This is a genomic window from Stakelama saccharophila (assembly GCF_032229225.1).
Lineage (GTDB): Bacteria > Pseudomonadota > Alphaproteobacteria > Sphingomonadales > Sphingomonadaceae > Sphingomonas > Sphingomonas saccharophila.
Genome location: NZ_CP135076.1, coordinates 1,779,087 through 1,803,286 on the forward strand (window position 1 = coordinate 1,779,087; position 24,200 = coordinate 1,803,286).

At 66.0% G+C, this 24,200-nt stretch carries 24 protein-coding genes; 13 read left to right on the forward strand and 11 right to left on the reverse strand.

Translation table 11 applies throughout. The features are described from left to right. Nucleotides 1–33: 33 nt before the first annotated feature. Together RPR59_RS08220 and RPR59_RS08225 are read right to left on the reverse strand one after the other, a co-directional pair. On the reverse strand, nt 34–2,661 hold the full coding sequence (locus RPR59_RS08220) for a M1 family metallopeptidase (protein WP_313912928.1): 2,628 nt from the start codon (nt 2,659–2,661) through the stop codon (nt 34–36). Nucleotides 2,662–2,787: 126 nt separating this feature from the next. Then, nucleotides 2,788–3,861, reverse strand: a complete 1,074-nt coding sequence (locus tag RPR59_RS08225) for a PA0069 family radical SAM protein (protein ID WP_313912931.1) — start codon at nt 3,859–3,861, stop codon at nt 2,788–2,790. Nucleotides 3,862–3,912: 51 nt separating this feature from the next. Here RPR59_RS08225 and RPR59_RS08230 point away from each other — a divergent pair, with 51 nt between their 5' ends. Next, the gene (locus RPR59_RS08230) at nt 3,913–4,269 is read left to right on the forward strand and encodes a VOC family protein (RefSeq protein WP_313912933.1); all 357 of its coding nucleotides are present in this window, start codon (nt 3,913–3,915) and stop codon (nt 4,267–4,269) included. Between the two features lie 10 nt (nt 4,270–4,279). Here the strand turns inward: RPR59_RS08230 and moaB are convergent, their stop codons facing one another. From moaB to RPR59_RS08245, 3 genes are read right to left on the reverse strand one after another with little or no spacing between them, the layout of a single operon-like run. Then, nucleotides 4,280–4,807: a molybdenum cofactor biosynthesis protein B gene (gene moaB / locus RPR59_RS08235; protein WP_313912935.1), complete on the reverse strand. Its 528-nt coding sequence runs from the start codon at nt 4,805–4,807 to the stop codon at nt 4,280–4,282. Beyond that, on the reverse strand, nt 4,797–6,566 hold the full coding sequence (locus RPR59_RS08240) for a lytic transglycosylase domain-containing protein (protein ID WP_313912937.1): 1,770 nt from the start codon (nt 6,564–6,566) through the stop codon (nt 4,797–4,799). Before RPR59_RS08240 ends, moaB begins: the two co-directional genes overlap by 11 nt. Beyond that, nucleotides 6,563–7,441 (reverse strand): uracil-DNA glycosylase family protein, encoded by an 879-nt coding sequence (locus tag RPR59_RS08245; protein WP_313912940.1) that lies wholly within the window; start codon nt 7,439–7,441, stop codon nt 6,563–6,565. Before RPR59_RS08245 ends, RPR59_RS08240 begins: the two co-directional genes overlap by 4 nt. Here RPR59_RS08245 and RPR59_RS08250 point away from each other — a divergent pair. The 8 genes from RPR59_RS08250 to RPR59_RS08285 are packed head-to-tail and all read left to right on the forward strand — an operon-like array spanning nt 7,422 to nt 16,523. Further along, nucleotides 7,422–9,077: an electron transfer flavoprotein-ubiquinone oxidoreductase gene (locus RPR59_RS08250; protein ID WP_313912942.1), complete on the forward strand. Its 1,656-nt coding sequence runs from the start codon at nt 7,422–7,424 to the stop codon at nt 9,075–9,077. The two genes, RPR59_RS08245 and RPR59_RS08250, sit on opposite strands and share 20 nt — an antisense overlap. Nucleotides 9,078–9,087: 10 nt before the next feature. Further along, the gene (locus RPR59_RS08255; protein WP_313912943.1) at nt 9,088–10,680 is read left to right on the forward strand and encodes a tetratricopeptide repeat protein; all 1,593 of its coding nucleotides are present in this window, start codon (nt 9,088–9,090) and stop codon (nt 10,678–10,680) included. Between the two features lie 3 nt (nt 10,681–10,683). Beyond that, entirely contained in the window at nt 10,684–11,514 is an 831-nt protein-coding gene (locus RPR59_RS08260) for a 4-(cytidine 5'-diphospho)-2-C-methyl-D-erythritol kinase (protein WP_313912945.1), read from the forward strand. Between the two features lie 57 nt (nt 11,515–11,571). Beyond that, complete coding sequence (locus RPR59_RS08265) at nt 11,572–12,309, forward strand: enoyl-CoA hydratase/isomerase family protein (RefSeq protein ID WP_313912947.1); 738 nt, start codon at nt 11,572–11,574, stop codon at nt 12,307–12,309. Then, nucleotides 12,306–13,043, forward strand: coding sequence for an N-formylglutamate amidohydrolase (locus tag RPR59_RS08270; protein ID WP_313912950.1), 738 nt, complete (start codon nt 12,306–12,308; stop codon nt 13,041–13,043). The genes RPR59_RS08265 and RPR59_RS08270 overlap by 4 nt, the downstream gene beginning before the upstream one ends. 9 nt (nt 13,044–13,052) lie before the next feature. Next, nucleotides 13,053–14,774 (forward strand): dihydroxy-acid dehydratase, encoded by a 1,722-nt coding sequence (gene ilvD / locus RPR59_RS08275; protein WP_313912952.1) that lies wholly within the window; start codon nt 13,053–13,055, stop codon nt 14,772–14,774. Continuing rightward, nucleotides 14,761–15,123 carry a hypothetical protein gene (locus RPR59_RS08280; protein WP_313912953.1) on the forward strand — a complete coding sequence of 121 codons (363 nt, stop codon included), beginning with the start codon at nt 14,761–14,763 and terminating at the stop codon, nt 15,121–15,123. Before ilvD ends, RPR59_RS08280 begins: the two co-directional genes overlap by 14 nt. 41 nt (nt 15,124–15,164) lie before the next feature. Beyond that, nucleotides 15,165–16,523 (forward strand): NAD(P)H-hydrate dehydratase, encoded by a 1,359-nt coding sequence (locus RPR59_RS08285; protein WP_313912955.1) that lies wholly within the window; start codon nt 15,165–15,167, stop codon nt 16,521–16,523. Here the strand turns inward: RPR59_RS08285 and RPR59_RS08290 are convergent. Beyond that, nucleotides 16,520–16,924, reverse strand: a complete 405-nt coding sequence (locus RPR59_RS08290; RefSeq protein ID WP_313912957.1) for a hypothetical protein — start codon at nt 16,922–16,924, stop codon at nt 16,520–16,522. The genes RPR59_RS08285 and RPR59_RS08290 overlap by 4 nt on opposite strands. Here RPR59_RS08290 and RPR59_RS08295 point away from each other — a divergent pair. Beyond that, nucleotides 16,910–17,725 carry a class I SAM-dependent RNA methyltransferase gene (locus RPR59_RS08295; RefSeq protein ID WP_313912959.1) on the forward strand — a complete coding sequence of 272 codons (816 nt, stop codon included), beginning with the start codon at nt 16,910–16,912 and terminating at the stop codon, nt 17,723–17,725. The two genes, RPR59_RS08290 and RPR59_RS08295, sit on opposite strands and share 15 nt — an antisense overlap. On the opposite strand, the gene truA is transcribed toward RPR59_RS08295, so the two are convergent. Both truA and fmt read right to left on the reverse strand, forming a co-directional pair. Next, nucleotides 17,713–18,456, reverse strand: coding sequence for a tRNA pseudouridine(38-40) synthase TruA (gene truA, locus RPR59_RS08300; RefSeq protein ID WP_313912961.1), 744 nt, complete (start codon nt 18,454–18,456; stop codon nt 17,713–17,715). The genes RPR59_RS08295 and truA overlap by 13 nt on opposite strands. Further along, on the reverse strand, nt 18,453–19,358 hold the full coding sequence (gene fmt, locus RPR59_RS08305; protein WP_313912963.1) for a methionyl-tRNA formyltransferase: 906 nt from the start codon (nt 19,356–19,358) through the stop codon (nt 18,453–18,455). The genes truA and fmt overlap by 4 nt, the downstream gene beginning before the upstream one ends. A 57-nt stretch (nt 19,359–19,415) precedes the next feature. Between fmt and recR the strand changes: the two genes are divergently transcribed. After that, nucleotides 19,416–20,012, forward strand: coding sequence for a recombination mediator RecR (recR, locus tag RPR59_RS08310; protein WP_313918415.1), 597 nt, complete (start codon nt 19,416–19,418; stop codon nt 20,010–20,012). A 31-nt stretch (nt 20,013–20,043) separates the two neighbouring features. After that, nucleotides 20,044–20,571, forward strand: a complete 528-nt coding sequence (gene def, locus RPR59_RS08315) for a peptide deformylase (protein WP_313912964.1) — start codon at nt 20,044–20,046, stop codon at nt 20,569–20,571. A gap of 5 nt (nt 20,572–20,576) precedes the next feature. Here def and RPR59_RS08320 read toward each other — a convergent pair whose 3' ends face one another. Continuing rightward, entirely contained in the window at nt 20,577–21,050 is a 474-nt protein-coding gene (locus tag RPR59_RS08320; RefSeq protein WP_313912966.1) for a hypothetical protein, read from the reverse strand. 104 nt (nt 21,051–21,154) lie between these two features. Between RPR59_RS08320 and RPR59_RS08325 the strand changes: the two genes are divergently transcribed. Then, nucleotides 21,155–22,546, forward strand: a complete 1,392-nt coding sequence (locus RPR59_RS08325; RefSeq protein ID WP_313912968.1) for a DNA recombination protein RmuC — start codon at nt 21,155–21,157, stop codon at nt 22,544–22,546. A gap of 39 nt (nt 22,547–22,585) precedes the next feature. Here the strand turns inward: RPR59_RS08325 and RPR59_RS08330 are convergent, their stop codons facing one another. Together RPR59_RS08330 and RPR59_RS08335 are read right to left on the reverse strand one after the other, a co-directional pair. Next, complete coding sequence (locus RPR59_RS08330; protein WP_313912970.1) at nt 22,586–23,308, reverse strand: META domain-containing protein; 723 nt, start codon at nt 23,306–23,308, stop codon at nt 22,586–22,588. 74 nt (nt 23,309–23,382) lie between these two features. Next, a complete protein-coding gene (locus RPR59_RS08335) occupies nt 23,383–24,189 on the reverse strand; it encodes a TrmH family RNA methyltransferase (RefSeq protein ID WP_313912972.1) in 807 nt (268 codons plus the stop codon). Nucleotides 24,190–24,200 lie beyond the last annotated feature (11 nt).

Consider the following 24,200-nt stretch of genomic DNA (forward strand, 5'->3'; position numbering starts at 1 on the left):
CGGGCTTCCCGGCCGGTTCCCGACCCACCGCCGTTACCCGGTCCCGCGCAACAGGGCTTTCGACACGTCGCCGGAAAGCGCGGTTTTCAGCCGGGCGCACGTCCGGATCTTCTCGATCGTCCGGTCGAAGCCGAGCATGCCGACGCCGGCCGCCTCGAACTTCGGACGCAGTGCCTGTTCCAGTGCATCCGCTTGCGCTACCGAGCAGCTTCCGGAGAAAAACGCTGGAATCCTGAGAGCCGCGAAGATGCCGGCATCTTTCGCGATCCGATCGAAGTGCGCGATCATGTAATCGGCAGCCAGTTTGCGAGTGTCGCCATTGCCGGCGAGGTCGCCGATCAGGTCGAGCTTTTCGGTCTTGCGCAGGCGGGCGTCGTCGAAATCCTCGAGTAGCCACCGGCCGATATCGGCCTTGCCCGATCCACCGATCGCCGCCAGCGCCGCTTCGCGGAATTCGGAATCATCGCTCGACAACGCCTTGTCCGCCAACGACTTGGCGAAATCCAGATCATTGCGCTCGACAAGGACGCCCAACCCGCGCCGCAGATAGCCGGGGGCGAGCGCCTCGGCATTGCCGGCGAGATAGGCGTTCGTCGCCTCGGCCAGCCGGGCCTGCACCTCTTCGTCTTGCGCAGCTCCCGCCATCAGGCCGACGACCGCGCGGCGAAGCTCCTGCGTATCGGGATTTTCGTCCGCATAAGCGCCATCGGCCGGATCGAACCCCAGTTTTTCATATAACGGTGCATAGGTGTCGATCAGGAGCCGGCGATAGGCGGGCATCGCCGCATCCGAAATCATGCCGTGTCCGGCAAGTTCGACCAGGCGGTTGCCATTGTCGACGGCGGCGTTCGAATCGGGATTGGCCGCCATCGCGTGGGTGAGCGCGATCAGGCGTTCCGCCGAGCCGGATCCCGCATAGAAATCCGCCCACAGACTGTCGGTCAACGCCAGGGCCTCGCCCGGAACCAGCTTCGGCGCTGCGGCGATCAATGCGTCCCAGTCGGCGGGGTCGAGATCGAACCGGTAATAGCCCGTGCCGCCGGCATTGGGCATGATCGCCCCCGTGCCGGGCGCGCGGACGAGGGTCTGCCGCTTGTCCATCAAGGTGCAGTTCCGCTCCTCGCCGTGGCGGATGCACAGCGGAATGCTCCAGGTTTCGGGCGCGACCTGGGTGCCGAGATAGCTGTAGCGCTTCTGGCTCGCCATCAGCTTGCCGTTCGCGTGGTGAAAAGTGACGACGGGCACGCCCTGCTGGTCGACAAAACTCTTCATCGCGCTCAGCACGCGCGGATCCTGCGCCGCGTCGGCGAGCGACTGGAAGAACTCCTCGGTCGTCGCATTGCCATAAGCGTGGCGCTTCAGGTGCAGCCGAACGCCCTTCTGGAATTCGGCATCACCCATATAGGCCGCGATCATCGCGACGACCTGTCCACCCTTGCCATAGGTGATGGAATCGAACGCGCTGTTGATGTCGGCGTCGCGCGTGATCTTCTGGTGGATCGGCCGGCCCGCCTTGAGCGCGTCGATATCCATCGCCTCGAACGCTTCCTCGATGGCGTTGGTGCCGATGTTCAGGTCGGGGCGCCATTCATTGCCGATGCGATAGCCCATCCAATTGGCGAAGCTCTCGTTGAGCCAGATGTCGTCCCACCAGGCGGGGGTGACGAGATCGCCGAACCACTGGTGCGACAGCTCGTGCGAAACGACCATGCCGAAACTCTGCTTCTGCGCGGCCGTGGCATTGGGTTCCAGCAGGAGAATGCCGTCGCCGTAGATGTCGGCGCCGGCATTTTCCATGGCGCCGGGCATGATCGGCGACCCGATCTGGTCTAGTTTGCCGAAAGGAAAGCGCTCGCCGAAATATTTTTCCAGCAGCGCTACGATCGGCCCGGTATTCTCCCGCGCGAAGGCCAGCTTTCCGGCCTGTTGCTGCGTCGCGACGATGCGCACCGGCAGCGGATCGCTGCGCTGCGGGGTCGGTTCGGCGGTGGTTTCCACCGTGGCGAACGGGCCGACGACGAATGCCATGAGATAGGTGGGCAGCGGCTTGGTCGTGCGGAAGTTGTGTTTGACGAGATCGCCGACCTTGGCCTTTCCGGTTTCCGGGGCGTTCGACAGTGCGACATAACCCGGCCGGGTCGTCAGATTGACGGTGAACGGCGTTTTGAAGCCCGGCTCGTCGAAGGACGGGAAGGCGGCTCGGGCGTCGATCGATTCGAACTGCGTCCAGCTATACCACTCGTCACCCACCTTCACGTGATACAGGCCCGCCGCACCCGATCCGAACGGCGCCGAATAGTCGAAGGACAGGGTGATCTTGCCCGGCTGCAGCATCCGGCCGAACTCCAGCCGATCGAGCCCCAACGGAGTGATCTGTTTCAGCGTTACCGGAAAGGTTTCGCTTCCCACCGTCGCGGTCGCCCTGGTCACCTTCAGATCGCGGCCGTGCATGTAGATCATGCTCGCGGCTTCCTTCAGATCGACGTCGATCTCGGCATGGCCGCTGAAACGATCCTGCGCCGGCAGCACGGTCAGGTCGAGACGATAGGCGGTCGGCGCGGCGGTATCGGGGAGTTTTCCGGTCGGCACTTCGTCCGCTGTTTCGCCATGAGCCGCAAATGGAAGGGCGGCCGCGCACAGCGCCGCGAAGATGGTCCGCAAGATCGTTACTCCTTTGCCTTTCTTTGTTTCTTACGCGCAGCGGCGGCGCGATTGCAATGGAAGCGCCCGCGCCCGCATGCCGTCGGTTGTGTTGGTTTCCGGCCGGGTGCTCGCCCGCAGAATGCATCAGTCGAACAATTCCCCTTGCGGGCCGCGCGGCGGGCGGAAGAGATCGGTTCGCAAGGACATGCGCTCCCCGTCCAATCCGTATTTGCGGCACGCCTTGTGGAACCTGGTGCGGAGCAGATCGGCCCAGACGCCCTTGCCCCGCATCCGGTTGAAGAAGTCCGGATCGTTGTCGCGGTTGCCGCGTAGCGACCGTATCGTCGCCATCACCTTGCCGGCGCGATCGGGAAAATGGGTTTCCAGCCAATCCCGGAACAGGGGCGCGACTTCGTGGGGAAGCCGCACCGGAATGAAGAAGGCCGAACGCGCGCCTGCCTGCGCGGCCCGTTCCAGCAGATGCTCCATTTCGTGATCGGTGATCGCCGGGACGATGGGAGAAATCGACACGAAAACCGGAATGCCGCGATCGGCGAGTTGCGCAACGGCCGACAGCCGCTTTTCCGGGTGCGGCGCCCTGGGCTCCAGCGTGCGCGCGATTTTCGGATCGAGCGACGTCACCGACAGCATGACGGCGACGAGGTTCTTTCGGGCCATGGGCGCCAGCAGGTCCAGGTCGCGCAGAACCCGGTCGGACTTCGTCGTGATGGTGAGGGGATGATCGGTCTCGGCCAGAATTTCGATGCAGCGCCGCGTGATCCGCCATTCGCGTTCGACGGGTTGGTAGGGATCGGTATTGGTGCCGAAGGCGATCGGCCGCACGCTATATCCCGGCCGCGCCAGCTCCGCGCGCAGCAGGTCCGGCGCGGATGGCTTCGCAAAGAGCTTCGTCTCGAAATCCAGGCCGGGCGAGAGATCGTGGAACGCGTGCGTCGGGCGCGCGAAGCAGTAGATGCAGCCATGCTCGCAGCCGCGATACGGATTGACGGAACGGTCGAACCCAATGTCGGGCGAGCGGTTGCGGGTGATGATGGTTCTGGGATGCTCTACCGTTACGGTGGTGCGCAGCTTGGCCGCCGGGCCGTCCACGGCATCGCGCATGTCCAGCCAGTCGCCATCGGCCAGCCGTTCGACCGTGCTGAAGCGGGCACTTTCCCTGTTCTGCGTCGCGCCGCGACCGGAAGTCGTCTTTGCCATTGCCTTGGGATAAGCGATTGAGTAGAACATAGCAAGAACGAAGGAGGCGATATGGCGCGGCTGAATTATCTGGAGCTACCGGTGCGGGACGTGGCGCGGCTGAAACAGTTCTATGAGCAGGCATTCGGGTGGAGCCTGTCGCAATTCGGACCGGATTATGCAGCGACGACAAGCGACGACGTCGAGATCGGCCTGAACGGAGATGCGGACGAATGGACGGCGCAGTTGCTGCCGGTGATCGAGGTTGATGACATCGATTCGGCGGTGGAGCAGGTCACGCGAGCAGGTGGAACCGTATCCCGGCCGATCTTTGCTTTCCCCGGCGGCCGCCGGTTCCACTTCCGCGATCCGCACGGCCACGAACTCGCTGTCTGGACCAAGGCGCCCGAGCAGGGGGATGCCGCCTGAGACGTCGTCGTCAGCGTTCCATCAGGCGCGGCATCAGTTCGACGAAGTTGCAGGGCCGGTGGCGGATGTCGAGCTGCTGCGCCAGGATGTCGTCCCAGCCGTCCTTTACGGCGCCGGTGGAGCCGGGAAGCGCGAAGATATAGGTGCCGCGCGCCACACATGCGCATGCTCGCGACTGAATGGTCGAGGTGCCGATCTTGGCGTAGCTGAGCCAGCGGAACAGCTCGCCGAAGCCTTCGATGGCCTTGTCCTGCACCCGGGCGAGCGCCTCCGGCGTCACGTCGCGACCGGTGACCCCGGTGCCGCCGGTGGTGATGACGCAATCGACCGTCTCGTCATCGATCCAGCCATGAAGCAGGCCGACAATGGCGTCGCAGTCATCCCGCACGATATGGCGATCCGCGACGATGTGGCCGGCAGCCTCGATCCGGGCCACGAGCGTATCGCCGGAGCGATCCTCGGCAAGCGTCCGACTGTCGGAAACGGTCAGGACGGCGATGCGAACGGGCTTGAAGGGGGTGCTTTCGTCAATCGGCACTGGCCGAGGCGATCCGTTCGTGTTGCGGGCGGCGGATGCCGGCGGCACCCGGCATACCGGGGAATTTGGGCCACAGGCCCTGCGCCAGCGCGGCCCGGCTGGGCGACGTCTTGCCCTCGCGCCGTTCGTACATCCAGTAATTGCGCAAGACCGTCATGACATAGCCGCGCGTCTCCCAATAGGGGATCGATTCGATGTAGAGCAGCGGGTCGCCATTGGCGTGCGTAGTCACGTTCCAGGTCTGCACGGGCGAGGGACCGGCATTGTAGGCGGCGATCACCTTCGGCAACAGACCGTCCGTCATCGGCAGGTCGCGCAATCGTTCCAGATAGGTCTGCCCGACCTCCATATTGGTGGAAGGGCGGGTGAGCGCCGTGCGATCAATGTCAAGGCCGCGTTCGCGGCCGATATCGTTGGCGGCCGCCGGCATGATCTGCATCAGGCCATAAGCGCCCGCCGGGCTGACGATGTCGGTATCGAACTTCGATTCCTGTAGCGTGTGGGCATAGACCAGCGCCTTGTCGACGCGCCATCCGCCGTCCGGCGCCCAGTCGGGCAGGGGATAGCGCGCCTCCTCCAGCGGCCTGGCGCCGGCCGGACTGTAATAGGACAGCCAGAGCTGCGTGTTGGCGAGATTCAGGTCACCGGCCAGCCGGGTCAGCGCGGCATAGTCGCCGGCGTCGCCGATCCTCGCCTGGTGCCGAAGCACCTGATCGGCGAGGCGATCCTCGCCGATTTCGTGCAGGGCGGCCGCGACCCGGACATTGGGAATGCTGTCGAGCTTCCGCCAGTCGCCGGCGACCGCACGCATCCTGCCGCCCAGCGGCTCGTCGCGAATGCCGAGTGCCTGCCTCGCCAACATGCCGTAAAAGGTCTCGCGATATTGGGCGGCGCTTTCCAACCGGGCCTCGACCAGATCGGGGCGACCGCAGGCCATGTCCGCACGCGCGGCCCAGAACAATCCGGCTGCGCGCATGTCGACGTCGGTTGCGCGGCCGGCAACCGATTGGAAAGCGGCCTCCGCGCTGCGGCAATCCTGCTGGCGCCAGGAAGCAAGTCCCTGCACCCAATCCGCATGGGCGGCCCACTCGCCTTCTCCCGCTTGCGCTTTTGATGCCATGCGGCGGGCGTCGGCATTGTCGCCAGCCATGTAATAGATCCACGCGACCCGCTGCAGCCACTCGGCGCGGTCGGATTCGGTCAGGTCGGACATGGACGCGTTCAACAGCGCCTCCGCGCCCGCGCCGTCGTCATTTTCCAGATAGGGCCGCATGTCCGCGGCCAGCCTGGCCGAAGCCTCGTCGCTCTTGCTGACTTGCATGCGCCGGCGGTTCGGCGCGCCGTCATGCCAGACGAGGCGATGCGTTTCCGGGAGCTGGGGCAGCGTCTCTGCGCCGCGAATCTCCGCGAGGCGGGCGATCTGTTCCGCCTGGGGAAGCTCGGGCGCCTGGGACAGCAGCTCGAGCAGTGGAGCGAGCGGCACCTTCGGCGAGCCTGCGGCCGTATAGAGTTCGGCACGCGCGATCGCGTGGAGCGGCCCCGGTTTCATCGAATCGAGCCGGAGCTGGGCATCGGTCCAGCGGTGATCGCGGATGGCGGCGAAGACCGCGCGGTATCCGGCACGCTGCTCGGCATCGAGCTGCGCGGGAATGCGCGCGGCATCCGCCTGTTCGGTCCCGGGCCGGAGCCGCTTGTCAGCGGCATGGCTGACGACCGGCGCCGTCAATAGCAGGACTGCGAGAACGGAGCGTACAATCACAAGCGGTTGCCCCCGATAAGCAATTGCAGGTCTTTCCAGCTTTCCGCCTTGGCGACGGGGCGTTCAAGAAGGAATCGCGGATGAAAACTGGCGACCGCCGGCAAGCTCCTGCCGGAATGACTAACGGAGTCCAAACGTCCGCGCCGCAGACCGCCATCGCTCCCGAAGATCGCGCGTGCCGCCGCATCCCCCAGCATGAGCAGCCGCCTGGGCGCCGCCAACGAGACGTGATGGCGCGCAATTTCGCCGAGCCGCGCCTCGTGGTCTGGCGGAATGCGTCCGGTTATCGGCCGGGCGAGCGCCACGCCGGCAATATGCACGGCCCCACGAGAAAGGCCGATGGCCGCGAGCATTCGATCGAGCAGTGCGCCACTGGCACCACCCACGAGCACACCGTTGTCGGCATCGCCCGGCTCCGGCATGTCCACGAGGACCATGAGTTCGGCCTCGGCCGGGCCGGCGGGGGGCACCATGGGCGTATTCCAGACCGCCTCCGGCGCGTCGCCTCCCGTCCGCCAGGCGAGAAATGCGTCCAGGCTCTCGGGAAGCGCGTCGGCGGGCGGGGCGGGCGCACCGGCGGCGGCGCTTGCCGGCGGGGGCGCGACGGCCGCTACCGCTTCCGAAGGTGCGAGCCAGTCGCGCGCGGCGTCGTCCACCAGCGTGTCCACACCGGCATCGCGCCACCATTCCAGTGTGCTCGCGGCGGCCCGTCGCCAATCCTGAAGTTGATCCGCCCCCATAAGCCCATAGAATCCCGGGTTGACGCGGCGGTCAATCTGCAGCCATCGCGCTTTGGACAAGTCGTTGCCTATGCGCGACGAGAGGCGGCGGATCAACGCCGGAAGGAGACGGAAGATGAGTGAACGCGAATCCATGCCCTATGACGTGGTGATCGTTGGCGCCGGTCCTGCCGGCCTTTCGGCGGGCATCCGGCTGAAGCAGCTCGCGCAGAAGGGCGATCGCGAGCTGTCCGTCTGTATCCTCGAAAAGGGTTCGGAGGTCGGCGCGCACATCCTGTCGGGCGCGGTGGTCGATCCGCGCGCGCTCGACGAGCTTCTGCCCGACTGGCGCGATTCCGGTTGTCCCATGGCGAAGACGCCGGTGACCGAGAACCATCACTGGATCCTGAAGGAGAAGGGCAAGTCCGAAATCCCGCATTTCGCCTTGCCGCCCTTCATGCACAACAAGGGGACCTATACCGGCAGTCTGGGCAATATGTGCCGCTGGCTGGCGGAGCAGGCCGAGGCGCTGGGCGTCGAGATCTTCCCCGGTTTTGCCGCTGCCGAATTGCTGTTCGACGACAAGGGCGCGGTCAAGGGCGTGGCGACCGGCGACATGGGCGTGGCGAAGGACGGCAGCCACAAGCCCGATTATCAGCCGGGCATCGAACTGCACGCGAAATACACCCTGTTCGCCGAAGGTGTGCGCGGAAGCCTGTCGAAAGAGCTGATCCGCATGTTCGACCTGGCGCGGGACAGCCAACCGCAGGTTTATGGGCTGGGTGTCAAGGAATTGTGGGATATCGATCCCGACAAGCATGTTCCGGGCCGCGTCATCCATACCCAGGGCTGGCCGCTGGAGCGCGGCGCCAATGGCGGTGGCTTCCTCTATCACCAGGAAAGCGGGCAGGTGGCGCTCGGCTTCGTCACTTGGCTCAATTACGCCAATCCCTATCTGTCGCCCTTCCAGGAAATGCAGCGCTGGAAAACGCATCCGGCGATCGCGGAGATTCTGAAGGGCGGCAAGCGCGTGTCCTATGGCGCGCGCGCGATCAACGACGGGGGTTGGCAGTCGGTGCCGAAACTCGTCTTTCCCGGCGGCGCACTGATCGGGTGCTCCGCGGGATTCGTGAACGTGCCGCGCATCAAGGGAACCCACACCGCGATGAAGACTGGCATGATGGGAGCGGAAGCGGTGTTCGAGGCGCTGGGCGAGGGGCGCTCGGCCGATGAACTGACGTCCTATGTGCAGGCATATGAGAAGAGCTGGGTGTACGAAGAACTGCGCAAGGTTCGCAACGTCGTGCCGTTGGTCAAGAAATATGGCGACTTCGTCGGCTCCGGCATTGCCGGAGCCAACATGTGGCTGGAACATTGGGGGCTGCGCATGCCCTACACCATGGCGCACCGTCCCGATCACGAAAGCCTCTGGCAGAAGGACCAGGCGCGGCCGATCGACTATCCGAAGCCGGACGGCGAGCTGACGTTCGACCGGCTGTCTTCGGTGTTCCTGTCGAACACCAACCACGAAGAGGACCAGCCCTGTCACCTGACGCTGAAGGATGCCGATATTCCGGTGGCGTACAACCTTCCCGAATATGACGAGCCGGCGCAGCGTTACTGCCCGGCGGGCGTTTACGAGATCGTGGGCGAGGAAGAGGGCGATCCGAAGTTCGTAATCAACGCCCAGAATTGCGTGCATTGCAAGACCTGCGACATAAAGGACCCGACCCAGAACATCAACTGGGTGGTGCCCGAAGGCGGAGGAGGACCGAACTATCCGAATATGTAAACGCCTGTCGGTGGCGGTCTTGCTGACGGCCGCCTTCGCGGAGCCCGCGTCCGCAAGGGAAAGCCTGCCCGACCTGGCGGCCTATGTGAAAGCACGCGCGGCCGACGCCGATGGTGCGGTCGATGCGGCGGTTCGCGGCTATGACGAAGCGCTTGCGGCGAAGCCGGACAGCATCCTGGTCGCCATTCGTGCCTATCGCGAGGCGCTGTCCGCGGGGCGTTACGACCTCGCGCGCAGGGCGCTGAGCACATTGGAAGCCGCCGGTGTAGCGCCCAACGACGGCGCGGTGCTGCGCCTTGCGGACGCGGTGCGAGAGCGCAACTATGCCGCCGCAGAACAGGCTATCGGCCGGATCGCGCAGGGACCGCTGGAATTCATCGTACCCAGCCTGCGCGCCTGGATCGCGTTCGACCGGGGTGAGCGGCATCCCGAATCCGCGCTGGAGCGATCGGACCAGAACGCGCTCGGCGCGCGCTATGCCGAAGAGCAACGCGCCTTGCTGACGATCGCACGCGGCGACGGCGGGCGCGGCGTCAAGATGTTGCAACCGCTGCTCGCGGCCGACAGCAGCAATCTCGACCTCAGATTGACGGCTTCGGCGATGCTGGCCGAGGACGGCAAGGAAGATGCGGCCAGAACGCTGCTACCGGGCGACGGAACGGTGATGCGTCGCCTGCGTGAAAGGCTGCCGGAAAAGCAGCCCGGGGCCAGCATCGCGATTGCCGGCATCCTGAACGAGCTTGCCGCACGGCTGGACAGCGACCGTCTGCTGCCGCTCAACATCACTCTGGCGCGCGCGGCATTGTTGCTCGACCCGGAAAGCGATCGGACGCGGCTTGTGCTGGCGGACGCCTTGTCGCGGTCCGACGCGTCGGAAATCGCGCAGCAGATGCTGGGGGAGGTCGACGCCGACAGCGCTTTCGCCCCGGCGGCCAGCCAGGCGCGCGTCGCCGTGCTGCAACGCGCGGGCAAGGATGCCAGGGCGCTGGAGGTGGCGGCGGAACTCGCGCGATCGGACGGAGCCGACCTCGGAACCGTGCGGCACTATGCGGACCTCCTGATGAGCGCGGAGCACTATACGCAGGCCGCGGAAGCCTATGACCGGGCGATCGCGCTGGCCGGCGACGGTGCGAGCTGGGCGCTGTACCTGCAAAAGGGCGGCGCCCTGGAACAAGCGGGGCGGTGGGACGCAGCCCTGCCGCTGTTGCGCAAGGCTGCCGCCATGGCGCCGGACGAGCCGATCGTGCTCAATTATTTGGGATATGCGCAGGTCGAACGCGGCGAGAACCTGGCGGCCGCGGTCGATATGCTGGAACGGGCAAGCGATCTGCGTCCGGACGATCCGTCGATTACCGATTCGCTGGGCTGGGCCTATTATCAGCGAGGCGAGACGCGCAAGGCGCTGCCGCTGCTGCAGCGTGCGGCCGAGGCGAGCCCCGCCGACGCCACCATCAACGAACATCTCGGCGATACCCTGTGGCGATCTGGCCGGCACTACGAAGCGCGCTATGCCTGGCAGGCGGCACGGGTGTTCGCGGACGGCGCCGATGCGGAACGTCTCGCGGAAAAGCTGGCGCTCGGCCTGAAGCGGGAACGGAACTGACCCTTGATCACGGAAGTCGCAAGGGCGAAACTCAACCTCGCCCTTCATATCCGGGCCAGGCGGCCGGACGGTTATCACGAGTTGGAAACGCTGTTCGCCTTCGTGGCGGACGGTGACCGCCTTACCCTGTCGGCGGCCGAGGCGGATTCGTTCGAGATCGTCGGACCGTTCGCCGTCGCACTCGCCGGCGAATCCGACAATCTGGTGCTGCGCGCCTTGGGGGCGTTTCGCCGACGCTATGGCGTCGATGCGCCATTGGCGATCCGTCTCGACAAGCGACTGCCCGTGGCGTCGGGGATCGGCGGGGGATCGGCCGACGCGGCCGCAGCGCTGCGAGCGCTGGCGCGCCATTTCGACAGGGCGTTCGACACGCCCGACATGCTCCAATGCGGTCTTGAACTGGGATCGGACGTGCCCGCCTGTCTGTTGAGCAGGACCGTGCGGGGCAGCGGCCGCGGCGAGACACTCGTGCCGCTAGACGGGCCAGCAGGCATGCCGGTGTTGTTGGTCCATCCGGGAACGGCGCTTTCTACGGCCGCGGTATTCGCGGGCTGGCGCGGGATCGATCACGGACCGCTGCCGGACGGATCGGTACTGGAAGTGGCGCAGCGCGGTCGAAACGACCTTCAACCGCCTGCACAGACCCTTGCGCCCGTCATCGGCGAATGCCTCGATCTGATGCAGCGGCAGGACGGCGCGGTGCTGACACGTATGTCCGGCTCCGGCGCGACCTGCTTTTCGCTCTACGAGACCGCAGCGGCACGAAACACCGCTGCCGCTGCGATCGCTGCCGCCCGGCCCGACTGGTGGTTGCTGGAGACAGAACTGGTCTAGCCGGCGCTCGGCAGCGCCGGGTGACACCGGGCCGTTTTTCAGGCAAGCGCTGCGGCGATGTTCGACTGCACACTGACCGATGGCGTCGCGACCATAACGCTCGACCGCCCGGAAGCCAGGAACGCCGTCGCGGTTCGGCATTGGCGCGAACTCGCCAGCCTGAGCGAAAAGATCGTGGGCGACGATGCAAGAGCGGTGGTCATCGCATCCGCGGTGCCGGGTATCTTCTCCGCCGGCGCGGACATGACCGAATTTGCGGAATTGCGGGATGATGCCGACCTGCGACCGGAGTTTCGCGCCGCCATGCGCCAGGGGATCGAGGCGGTTGCGGCGCTTCCCATGCCGGTGCTTGCGGCCGTCGACGGCGGCTGTTTCGGTGCGGCGGTCGCGTTGACCCTGGCATGCGACATCCGCATTGCCGGGCGCGATGCGATCTTTGCGACGACGCCGGCACGGCTGGGTCTGGGCTACCCGCGCGAGGATGTCGCCCGGTTGCTGGCGCTGGTCGGGCGGGGCGTTGCAGGTCGGATGCTGCTGGCGGGAGAACGCCTGGACGCCAGGGCGGCGAAGCGCATCGGCCTGGCCGAAGCCGCTGACGACGACGCTGTTTCGGCCGCACGGGCGCTGGCCCGCATCATTGCCGACAATGATGCCGGCGCGGTCCGGTTGCTGAAGCAAACGCTTGCCGATCCCGACGACCAAGCGCTCGATCCCGCATTCGACGGCCAGTTCGGCACGTCCGGTTTCGCCGATCGGCTCGATACCTTCCTGAACAGGCGTGGCGGGGCACGATGACCGAGACGATACCCGAAATCATCGACGGCGCGGACCCATCGCTCCTGCTGCTGTGCGACCATGCGTCGAACCATGTGCCGGACGACATCGACCTCGGGATTGATGCCGCCCTGCTCGACAAGCATGTCGGCGTTGACATCGGCGCCGCCGCCTTGACGCGCGAGCTGTCGATCCGATTGCTTGCGCCGGCGGTTCTCGCCACCGTCTCCCGGCTCGTGATCGACCTGCACCGCGAACCGGATCATCCGGGCCTGGCGCCGGCCATCACCGATGGCCATGATATTCCCGGCAATCACGGATATAACAGGGAAGGGCGTATCGCCCGGTTCCACAAGCCCTATCACCGGACGATCGCCACGGAAATCACCCGCCATCGCCCGTCGCTGCTCGTCGCGATCCACAGCTTCACCGCGCAGATGGCGAGCGGCGGCGGCCTTCGTCCCTGGCAGGTCGGCGTGCTCTACAATCGCGACGACCGGGCGGCGCGGTTTGCGTTCGCCGCGCTCCGCAACGCCGGAGTGGTTACCGGCGATAACGAGCCCTATTCCGGGCGCAGCCTGAACGCGACGCTGAATCGGCATGGCGAGGCGAGAGGCATCCCATGCGTGTCGCTGGAAATTCGCAACGACCTGATCGCGGAACCCGAAGGCGTAGCGTATTGGAGCGACATCATAGAGGCGGCGCTGGGAAAAGTTCGTAATGGTCTTGCGTCGAAAGGGGTATCCGCGACATAGGCTGTCGCCATGACCCAGAAATTCGACAAAACCCGCCTGCCCAGCCGCCACGTATCGGTCGGACCCGAACGCGCACCGCACCGCAGCTATTATTACGCGATGGGCCTCTCCGAAGAGGATATCGCCAAACCCTTCGTCGCGCTGGCCAGCGCCGGCAATGACAGTGCGCCCTGCAACACCACCCTGAACGCCCAGGCCGATGCGGCGCGCGAAGGGGTGACCGCAGGCGGCGGCACGCCGCGCCGTTTCAACACGATCACCGTGACGGACGGCATCGCCATGGGCCACCAGGGGATGAAATCCTCACTCGTCAGCCGGGAAGTCATCGCGGATTCGGTCGAGCTGAGCGTTCGCGGCCATTGCTATGATGCGCTTGTCGGCTTTGCCGGCTGCGACAAGTCATTACCGGGCATGATGATGGCAATGCTGCGGCTGAACGTACCGTCGATCTTCGTATATGGCGGCTCCATCCTGCCGGGTCGCTTCGATGATCGCGACGTCACCGTGGTCGACGTGTTCGAGGCGGTGGGTCAGCACGCTGCCGGCAACTGTCCGCTGCAGGAACTGGTCGCGCTGGAAAAGGTCGCGTGTCCGGGCCACGGCGCCTGCGGTGGCCAGTTCACCGCCAACACGATGGCATGCGTGGGCGAGGCGATCGGCCTGTCGCTGCCCAATTCCAACATGGTGCCGGCGCCTTATGCCAGCCGCGAGGAAATCGCGATCGCGGCGGGCGCGCAGGTGATGGAACTGGTCGCGGCGAATCTACGCCCGCGCGACATCTGCACGCGCGAGGCTTTCGTGAACGCCGCGCGCGTCGTCGCGGCCACCGGCGGTTCGACCAATGCCGCGCTGCACCTGCCTGCGATGGCCAATGAAGCAGGCATCGCATTCGACCTGTTCGACGTTGCAGAGATATTCAAATCAACGCCTTACATCGCGGACCTCAAACCCGGTGGCCGCTATGTGGCCAAGGACATGCACGAAGCGGGCGGCGTTTACATGCTGATGAAGACCATGCTGTCCGGCGGGTATCTGGACGGGAATTGCATGACCGTGACCGGGCGGACACTGGGCGAGAATATCGACCGCGTCACCTGGAATCCCGACCAGAAGGTGATCCACGACATCAAGACGCCGCTGTCGCCGACCGGTGGCGTCGTCGGGCTCCGCGGGAGCCTGGCGCCCGAGGGAGCGATCGTGAAGGTTGCCGGAATGAAGCGGTTGCAGTTCGAGGGGCCGGCGCGTGTCTTCGATTGCGAGGAGGACGCGTTCCGTGCCGTGGAGGATCGCGATGTCGCCGAAGGAGCGGTGATCGTCATCCGGTATGAAGGCCCCAAAGGCGGCCCCGGTATGCGGGAGATGCTGGCGACGACCGCCGCACTCTATGGACAGGGTATGGGCGAAAAGGTCGCGTTGATCACCGACGGGCGGTTTTCGGGCGGCACCCGGGGATTCTGTATCGGTCATGTCGGCCCCGAAGCCGCGGCCGGCGGCCCGATCGCGCTGGTCGAAGACGGCGACGTCATCCGGATCGACGCCCAGGCCGGCACCATCGATCTGGACGTCGAAGACACCGTGCTGAAACAGCGTCGGGCGAATTGGCAAAACCCGGTGAACGACTATCAGGCCGGCGCGCTCTGGCGCTATTCGCAAAATGTCGGTTCGGCCTGTAAGGGTGCCGTGACGCACCCCGGAGCAAGGACCGAACGCCATGTATATGCGGATATCTAGCGCACTGCTGCTCGGATTGTCGCTCACCTCGTGCGGCGGTGGTTCGGGGGATTCCGAAGAAACCGCCTCTGCCGAGCGCGTGTCGTGTGCGGTGGGAGACGCCACCGATTTTACCCGCGTCTGCACGCTCGACCGCTCCATGACCGACGACGGGCTGGTATTGACGATCCACCATCCCGACGGCGGCTTTCACAGGCTGCGCGTGACGACGGACGGTCGCGGAGTCGTGCCCGCGGACGGAGCGACGAATGCCGATATACGGATAATCGGCGATCACCAGATCGAGGTCGCGATGCCGGATGCACGCTACCGTCTGCCCGCCACTATCGGCGACGTTTCCGAATCGTGAGCCGACCGCCAACCGGCGTCCCGGTCGTGACCGCAGAGCAGATGCGGACGGCAGAACAGCGCTGTTTCGACGCCGGAATCGACCAGGCGACGCTGATGGAGCGGGCCGGAACCGCCGTCGCGCGCGAGGCGATGCGGTTTGCGCTCGGCCGTCCGGTGCTGGTCCTCGCAGGGCCGGGGAATAACGGCGGCGATGCCTATGCCGCGGCCCGGTTGCTGCATTCGTGGGGATGTGACGTCACGGTTGCCGCGCTGGGCAGCAAGAAATCGGGTGCCGCTGCCGATATGCGCCGCCGCTGGACGGGCCCGACGGTCGCGCTGGCGGATGCTGCGCCGCGCGCGGTTCTGGTCGATGGGCTGTTCGGCACCGGAATGTCGCGCCCGCTGGAAACCGACGTGCGCGAGGCACTGCACCGGCTGGTCGGCGCGGCCGATTTCAGCCTGGCAATCGATCTGCCTTCTGGCCTGGCGACGGACAGCGGCGAGGATCTGGGGTTAGCGCCCGTTTCGGCCACCTGCGCACTGGGCGCGTTGAAGCCCGCGCATGTGTTGATGCCGGGCGCGGCCTGTTGCGGCCATGTTCGCCTGGTCGATATCGACATTGCCTGCCCGGATTCCACGCGAACGATCGCCCGACCGCGATTGACGCCACCCGCGCGCGACGCACACAAATATCGCCGCGGCATGGTTGCGGTGGTGGCCGGCGCCATGCCCGGTGCGGCGCATCTGGCGGCGCGGGCGACGCTGCATGCCGGGGCGGGCTATGTCCTGCTCGCAAGCGGCGATCCGCAACATCGAAGTCCCGACGCTCTCGTGCGCCGCAAGATTGCCGACGCCGATGATCTGGCGGAACTGCTGGCGGATGCGCGGATCGGGGCGGCGGTGATCGGCCCCGGGCTCGGCAGCGGCAATCATGCACGCGCATTGCTGGACGCGGCACTGGCCAGCGATCGTCCGCTGATCATCGACGGCGACGCGCTGACCTTGCTCGGCGAAGACGCGGTGCGCCGGCTATCGACGCGGGATGCGCGATCCTGGCTCACCCCGCATGAGGGAGAATTCGTCCGTCTTTTCGGCGATGGCGGCGGCAACAAGATCGACCGCACCCGACAGGCGGCGCAGCGGGCTGGAGCAACGATCGTCCACAAGGGGCCGGATACCGTCATTGCCGACCCGGACGGCAATGTTCATATCGCCGATACCGGCACCTCATGGCTCTCGACGGCAGGGACGGGCGACGTACTGGCCGGCATTTGCGGGGCGAGAATGGCCTGTGGAGACGAGAGCGCTGCCGATGCAGCGATATGGCTGCACGCCCGCGCGGCACGCCTGACCGGTGCTGCCTTCATGGCCGACGATATCGTCGCACCCATCGCGAGTGCGGTCGCCGAATGTCTCTAGGCGACGACGGCGAATGCGTCCGGTTCGTGGCGGCACGCGGCGACGGTGTCACCGGCGACGGCCGGCATGTACCGCTCACCGCCCCGGGGGACCGTGTCACCGCGGACGGCGATATTACGCGGGGGCCGCACCATGTGACACCGCCATGCCGTCACTTCCCGGAATGCGGAGGGTGCCAACTGCAGCATCTGGATGAGGAGAGTTATCGCCGCTTCCTGTGCGATCGGGTGGCGGGCGCACTGCGCCAGCACGGACTGGAAACGGCGATAGAACAGCCGCATCTGTCGCCGCCACGCAGCCGCCGCCGCGCCACGCTTCATGCGGAGCGGCAGGGAAAACGAATCCGCCTGGGCTTTACCGAAAGTCGGAGCCATCAGGTGATCGACATGCGCGAATGCCACATCCTGACGCCCGACCTGTTCGCGCTGGTGGCGCCGTTGCGCGGTCTGCTCGATGCGCTGCTGCCGAAAAAGGGCAGGGCGGACGTGCAATTGACGTGCGTCGATCAGGGCGTGGATGTCGTTCTGGCCGGTGTAAGCGTCGCCGGTTTGCGGTCCCTGGAAGCGCTTACGACCTTCGCCGAACGTCAGAAGCTGGCCCGGCTTTGTGTCGATGAAGGCCTGGGACCGGAGCCGCGCTGGGAACCGCGTCCGGTCACGATTACGCTGAGCGGTGTTCCCGTCCCGTTTCCAGCCGGCGGCTTCTTGCAGGCGACGTGCGAGGGGGAGGCGGCGCTGATCGCGGCGGCGCAAGCGGCGGTGGGGCAGGCCGGCACCATTGCCGATCTGTTTGCAGGCCTCGGCACCCTCACCTTCGGACTGGGGCGCCGCCGGATCTATGCCGCAGAGGCTTCGCGCGAGGCGATCGCTGGCCTGAAGTCCGCCGCCGACGCCGCCGGCTTGCAGGTGTTCGCCGACCACCGCGATCTCTACCGCCGACCGCTCGGCAGCTCGGAATTGGACCGGTTCGATGCCGCGATTCTCGATCCGCCGCGGGCGGGCGCGAGAGAACAGGCGGCCACGATCGCGCGATCCACTCTTCCAAGGCTATGCTATATTTCTTGTAATCCCAACACGTTTGCTCGTGATGCTGCAATAATTTGCGAAGGTGGTTTTCGGTTGGAATGGGTGCGGCCGGTGGGGCAGTTTCGCTGGTCGACGCATGTCGAGCTGGCGGCATGCTTCACGCGTCAATCCGGATAGACGGCGCGAACGAAATACAGCCCGTCGGGTGGCGCGTTCAGCCCCAATGCGGCGCGATCGCGCGCATGAAGCGCTGCCGCCATGTCGTCGGGCGACCATTTGCCGTAGCCCACCAACGCCAGGCATCCGACCATCGAGCGCACCTGGTGATGCAGGAACGACCGCGCCTCCGCCGTCACTACCAGGCGGTCGCCGGTCCGTGTCACCTCCAGCCTGTCGAGCGTCTTGAGCGGGCTGCGCGACTGGCAGTGGGCGGAGCGGAAGGTGGTGAAATCATGGCGGCCGATCAGATGTTGCGCCGCGCGGTGCATCGCTTCGGCATCGAGCGGCTGTGCCAGCCGCCATGCCAGGCCCGCTTCGAAGGTCAGCGGCGCCCGCCGGTTGACGATATGATATTCATAGGCGCGCCCGGTGCAGGAAAAGCGGGCGTGCCAATCCGGCGCCACCGTCTCGCAGGCGGTGACCGCGACCGGATCGGGGAGGAGCTTTGCATTGATGCCGGCCATCAGGCGATGGGAGGCGATATCCTTTGCGACGTCGCAATGCGCCCGCATCGCGCGGGCGTGAACCCCGGCATCGGTGCGACCGGCGGCGTGCATGGTTACCGTCTCGCCCGTAATCGCCGCGACCGCGGTTTCGAGCGCCTGCTGCACGCTGGGCCCGTGCGCCTGACGCTGCCAGCCCATGAAGGGCCGGCCGTCGAACTCGACGGTAAATGCGAAGCGGGTCATGCCAGACCGGCACCTGTGGGAATGGGAAAGCCGCGCAGCAAGTCCGTAGCCGTCATGGCGCCACGTCCTGCCCGCTGCACCGTCTCCGCCCGTATCGCGCCGGTTCCGCAAGCGATGGTCAGGCGGTCGTCCAATACCGTTCCCGCCACCCCCTCGTCCGCGGTGCACGTCGCGGAAAGGATGCGGATACGATCGCCACGATATTCGAAGAAGGCGCCGGGCACGGGATTGAATGCGCGCACCTGACGTTCGACCTCGTCGGCGGGACGGGAAAAGTCGAGCCGCGCCTCGGCCTTGGCGATCTTCGGCGCGTGGGTGACGCCATCGGCCGCTTGCGGGACGGGCGGAAAGGCAGCCGCGTCTGCCAAAACCTTTACCATCAGCGCCGCCCCCATGGCGGCCAGTTCGGTGGTGAGGTCGCCCGCCGTCTTGCCGTCGATCGGCGTGCGTGCTTCCAGACGCACGGGGCCGGTGTCCAGGCCCGCTTCCATCTGCATGATGCCGACGCCGGTTTCGCGATCGCCGGCGAGAATCGCCCGCTGAACCGGCGCTGCGCCACGCCAGCGCGGCAGGAGCGAGGCATGGACGTTCAGGCACCCGAGCGCCGGTGCATCGAGGACGGGGCGGGGCAGGATCAGGCCGTAGGCGGCGACGACGGCCGCATCGGCCCCGGCCGCGGCGAATTCGGCCTGGGCGTCGCCATCTCGCAGGGACGACGGCGTGCGCACCGCGATGCCCAGCGCCTCCGCCCGGCGGTGGACGGGGGAAGGGGACAGCGCCTTTCCGCGGCCCGCTCGCCGGGGCGGCTGGCTATAGACGGCTGTGACGTCATGCCCCGCTGCGACCACGGCGTCCAGGACAGGTACGGCGAATTCGGGGGTTCCCATGAAGATGATGCGCATGGGCCCATGCTCAAACGTCTGGCGGGCATGGACGCAACCCCCTATCTTCGCCGGACCATGGCTTCTCCCGAGATCGAAACCCTTACCCAGGCGCTTTCCCGCCTTCCCGGCCTTGGCCCGCGGTCTGCGCGGCGTGCGGTCCTGCACCTCATCAAGAAGCGGGAGACGGCGCTCGAACCCTTGTTGAAGGCATTGGGGGCGGTGGCGGAAACGCTGTCCACATGCGCGATCTGCGGCAATATCGACACCAGCGATCCCTGTGCGATCTGCACGGACCCACGGCGGGACGCCCGCTCGCTTTGCGTGGTGGAAGAGGTGGCCGACCTCTGGGCGCTGGACCGGTCGCGATTGTTTCCGGGCCGCTTTCACATACTCGGCGGCCGGCTGTCGGCGCTCGATGGCGTGCGGCCCGAGGATCTGTCGATCGACGCACTGCTTCGGCGAATCGAAGCAGGGGGGATCGAGGAGGTGGTCCTGGCGATGAACGCGACGCTGGAAGGGCAGACGACCTCGCATTTCGTCGCCGAGCGGGTGGAACGCTATCCCGTTCGGGTCACCCAGCTCGCCCACGGCCTTCCCGTGGGTGGAGAGCTGGATTATCTGGACGAAGGGACATTGGCGCAGGCCCTGCGCGCGCGGCGTCCGGTCGCTTGACGAAGCGCCGTGCGCGACCTAGCTAGACCGCATGGCGATCCACCCCATTCTGGAAGTACCGGACGCGCGGCTGCGCACGGTTTCTAAGCCCGTCGAGGTCTTCGACGACGCGTTGCGCAGGCTGGTCTCCGATATGTTCGAGACGATGTACGACGCGCCGGGTATCGGCCTCGCCGCGATCCAGATCGGCGTGGAAAAGCGCCTGTTGGTCATCGACCTTCAGGAAGAAGAGGATGAAGACGGCAAACCGATCAAGGACCCGCGCGTCTTCATCAATCCGGAGCTGATCGAGGTCTCCGAAGAGATGTCGACCTATAATGAGGGTTGCCTGTCGATCCCCGAACAGTTCGCGGAAATCGAACGTCCGACCTGGTGCGTGGCGCGCTGGCGGGACGAACATGGCAAGGAGCATCAGGATCGCTTCGAGGGCCTGCTCGCCACCTGTCTCCAGCACGAGATCGACCATCTGAACGGCGTGTTGTTCACCGATCATCTGTCCCGGCTGAAGCGGAACATGGTGATGAAACGCCTGGAGAAGATGCGCAAGGCGGCTGCCTGAAGCGCTCAATCCGCGGGACAGTGGATCAGCCCGACGGACGAAACCATATCCGAATCCACCAACAGCGCTTGTGCCGATTCCGCGAAGCGCAGCGTGAGGGTGCCGCTATCGGCGCCCTTGCCGCCAATGCAGGTGGCCTGCACGTCGTATCCGCCGGGCGCGTCGACCACATCGTCGAAATCGCATGATGTTCCGTCGGCGGTTTCAAGATGACGCGCTTGAAACGTCCAGGCGGCGCTGGCGCACCCGGACACGGTTTCGGCCCATGTTCCGACATAGCGACGGTTCGCGGCGGCGGGCGGAAGCGAAGTGTCCGCCCGTTCCGGCACGGCCGCGTCGTTTTGCGACGCCCTCGCGCTGCGATATTCGGTATTTGCCGCGCCGTCGACGGCGGGGCTCCGGGCGGCATCGCCGCCGCTATCGCATGCCGTGATCAGTGCCGCACCGAGCGGGAAAAGGATCGTGAGCGTCCGGGACATTCTTCCTCACACCGGCACGGCCAACGAACGTCGCGCCCGCGTGTTCCGCTTGCTCCCGCCGCAGCGGCACGATAGGTTCGCATTCTGTTCCCTGGGAGGATCATTTGGACACGCTTTTCATCGTGATAGCATTCGCGGCCATATTGTCCGGGCTGGCAGCGGGGTGGTTCTTCGGTAGTCGGGCGGTGGCCGGGATGCGGGCGGAGCGCGATGCCCGTACCCAGGAATTCAAGCAGGCGATCGTGGATCTCGCCCGCGCCGAGGAGCAGGCCGCCGAGGCGTCGAGACTGCGCGAGCAGATCGAAACCATTCGTCAGGAACGCGACGCCGCAAAGCTGGAGGTCGCTGATCTGAAAGCGCGGGCAGGCGCGTTCGAGGAGCGCCTCGAAGAGTTCAAGAATGCGCGCGAGGCGATGGCGGGCCAGTTCCGCGAGGTGGCGCACAATCTGCTGGGCGAGGCGCAGAAGTCGTTTCTGGCCCGGGCGAACGACCGGTTCGCCGAGGAGGGCAAGACGCACGAGGCCAAGTTGAAGGCGCTGCTCCAGCCCGTCGAGGCGACGTTGAAACGATATGAGGAGAACGTCGTCAAGGTCGAAGGCGAGCGCAAGGAGGCGTACGGCAATCTGTCGGGCCTGATGGAAGCCATGCGGCTCGGTCAGGAATCGGTCCGCAACGAAGCGGCGAAGCTTTCCAACGCGCTGCGCTCCGCACCGAAGGCGCGGGGACGCTGGGGCGAGCAGCAGTTGCGCAATGTTCTCGAGACGTGCGGGCTGGCGGAGCATACGGACTTCGCCATGGAAGTCAGCGTTGCGGGAGAGAACGGGCGGTTGCGTCCCGACGCCATCGTCAAGGTGCCGGGCGGGCGCTCACTCGTGATCGACGCCAAGGTGTCGCTCAACGCCTATCAGGATGCGCACGGCGCGGTAGAGGATGCCGAACGGATGCAGTTCCTGTCGCAGCACGTCGCCTCCATGAAGACGCATATCAACGCGCTGGGTGCCAAATCCTATCAGGACCAGTTCGACGACACGCCGGACTATGTCATCATGTTCGTGCCGGGCGAGCATTTCCTGTCGGCGGCGCTGGAACATGATCCGGACCTGTGGGAGCACGCCTTCGACCGGCGCGTCCTGATCGCGACGCCGACCAATCTGATCGCGATCGCCCGAACGGTCGCCGCCGTCTGGCGCCAGGAGAAGCTTGCAGGCGAGGCCCGTCAGATAGCTGAATTGGGCAAGGAATTGCACGGCCGCCTGGCGACGATGGGAAAGCATGTCGAGAAGCTGGGCAAGAACCTGGAAACCGCGATGGGGGCCTATAACAGCTTCGTCGGGTCGATGGAGTCGCAGGTCATGACCTCCGCCCGGCGCTTCGAAACGCTCAACATCGACACCGGGGGCAAGACGCTGGACAGCCTGCCGATGGTGGAACAGTCCGCGCGGCCGCTGACGAAACTCGCTACCGAGCCTGCCGAACCGGAGGACGCAGCGCAGTGACCCGTATCGGCGGCAGGCGATGGTTCACGGCGTTCGGCGCTATTCGGCCGCCGGGACGAAGCTGGCGCGGTGCCCGTTTCCGGACAATGTCAATGCGCCGTCCGGTTCACGCGTCATGGCCACATCACCGCCCAACAGGCTGAAATAGTCCGATTCTGTTTCCATGCCTGTACCCGGACAGGCCATTTTCGTTGCGGCGATCGCTCCGAAGCGAATGCTGCCGGTGGTGAGGGAGTAAGGGCCCGTAAAGCGATTGCAGCCGCCGAATCCCATGATGCGGTCTTCGGCAAAGTTCAGTGTCGGCCGGCGGTCCAGCCGGACCGGTCTTCCATCCAGTTCGGCAAGCACCCATTCGCTGCCCGCCAGGGAGGCGGATGCACTGTCGACCGGCCGGCCCCCGCAGCCGTGAACGGTTGCGCCACCGACGGTCACCGTGACGGCATCCGGATATTTGCGAGCGCTCATGCCGTCGCTGCAGGGCTGGTGCGCGATATCCACCACCATCCGGTCGGTCTCGTATCGCAAACCGTCGTTTCGGCGCTCCGGCGGCGGCGTTGCGGTGGCGACCCCGGTCGCACCATAATCGCCTTCATAGTGCATCCGATCGGAATCGATCTCAAGCGACCAGCCCGGTTCGGTGCCGAGCGCCCGATACGGCAGGTGCTCGGTGGGCCTCGGCGCTATGGCGGTTGCGGCGCATCCGCTCAGCAGGACTGCGGCGCCGAGATAGAGAACAGATCCACGCATCGCCTTTTCTCCCACGATGGACAGGCGCGAGATTGCGCCTATCCGCGCGGAACGACAAGTCTCGCGATGGGAGGCGCGCGAAAATCGTGTCAGGACCGTCGACGAAGCTGGTTCCGTACCTCATAGGCCATTACCGCCGTGGCGACCGCAGCGTTCAGGCTGTCCGCCTTGCCGTACATCGGGATCTTCACGAGGAGGTCGCAGGCGGCCGCGATCGCTTCCGGCATCCCTTGCGCCTCGTTCCCGGTCATCAGGAACGTCGGCGCCGGATAAGTGGGCGCCTGATAATCCAGGTCGGTCGCAAGGCTGAGGCCGACCAGCGTGCCGGCATCGGTGCGCAGCCAGCGTTCGAACGCATCCCAACCCGTCTTGGCCAGAGGAACGGTGAAGATCGCTCCCATGCTGGCCCGCACGGCCTCTACCGAAAAGGGATCGACGCAGTCGTCGACCAGGATCAGGCCGCCGGCGCCGACGGCATCGGCGGTGCGCAGGATCGTGCCGAGGTTGCCAGGATCGCGGAGCCGCTCGGCGACCAGCCACAAGGGTGCCGCGTGCCGGTCGATCCCATCCAGCGAGGTATCGAACTCCGGATAGGCGGCCACCACCGCGCCGGGATTGTCCTTGCCCGACAATTTGGACAGGATATCGGCGCTCGTTTCGATCACCTCCCCGCCAGCGGATTCGGTGGCAGTGACCAGCGCGTCGACCAGGGGATGCCGCGCCCCTTCCGCCGTGTGGAACAGGAACTGCGGAAGCCTGCCCGCTTCCCGCGCCTCGGTCAGGATACGAAGGCCTTCCGCCAGGAACAGCCCCTCCGCGCGGCGATGGCGCTTGTCGCGCAAGCTGCGGATGCGCTTGATCAGCGGATTGGAAAAGGCGGTAATGCTGCGGGGCACGTTGGCGCTTT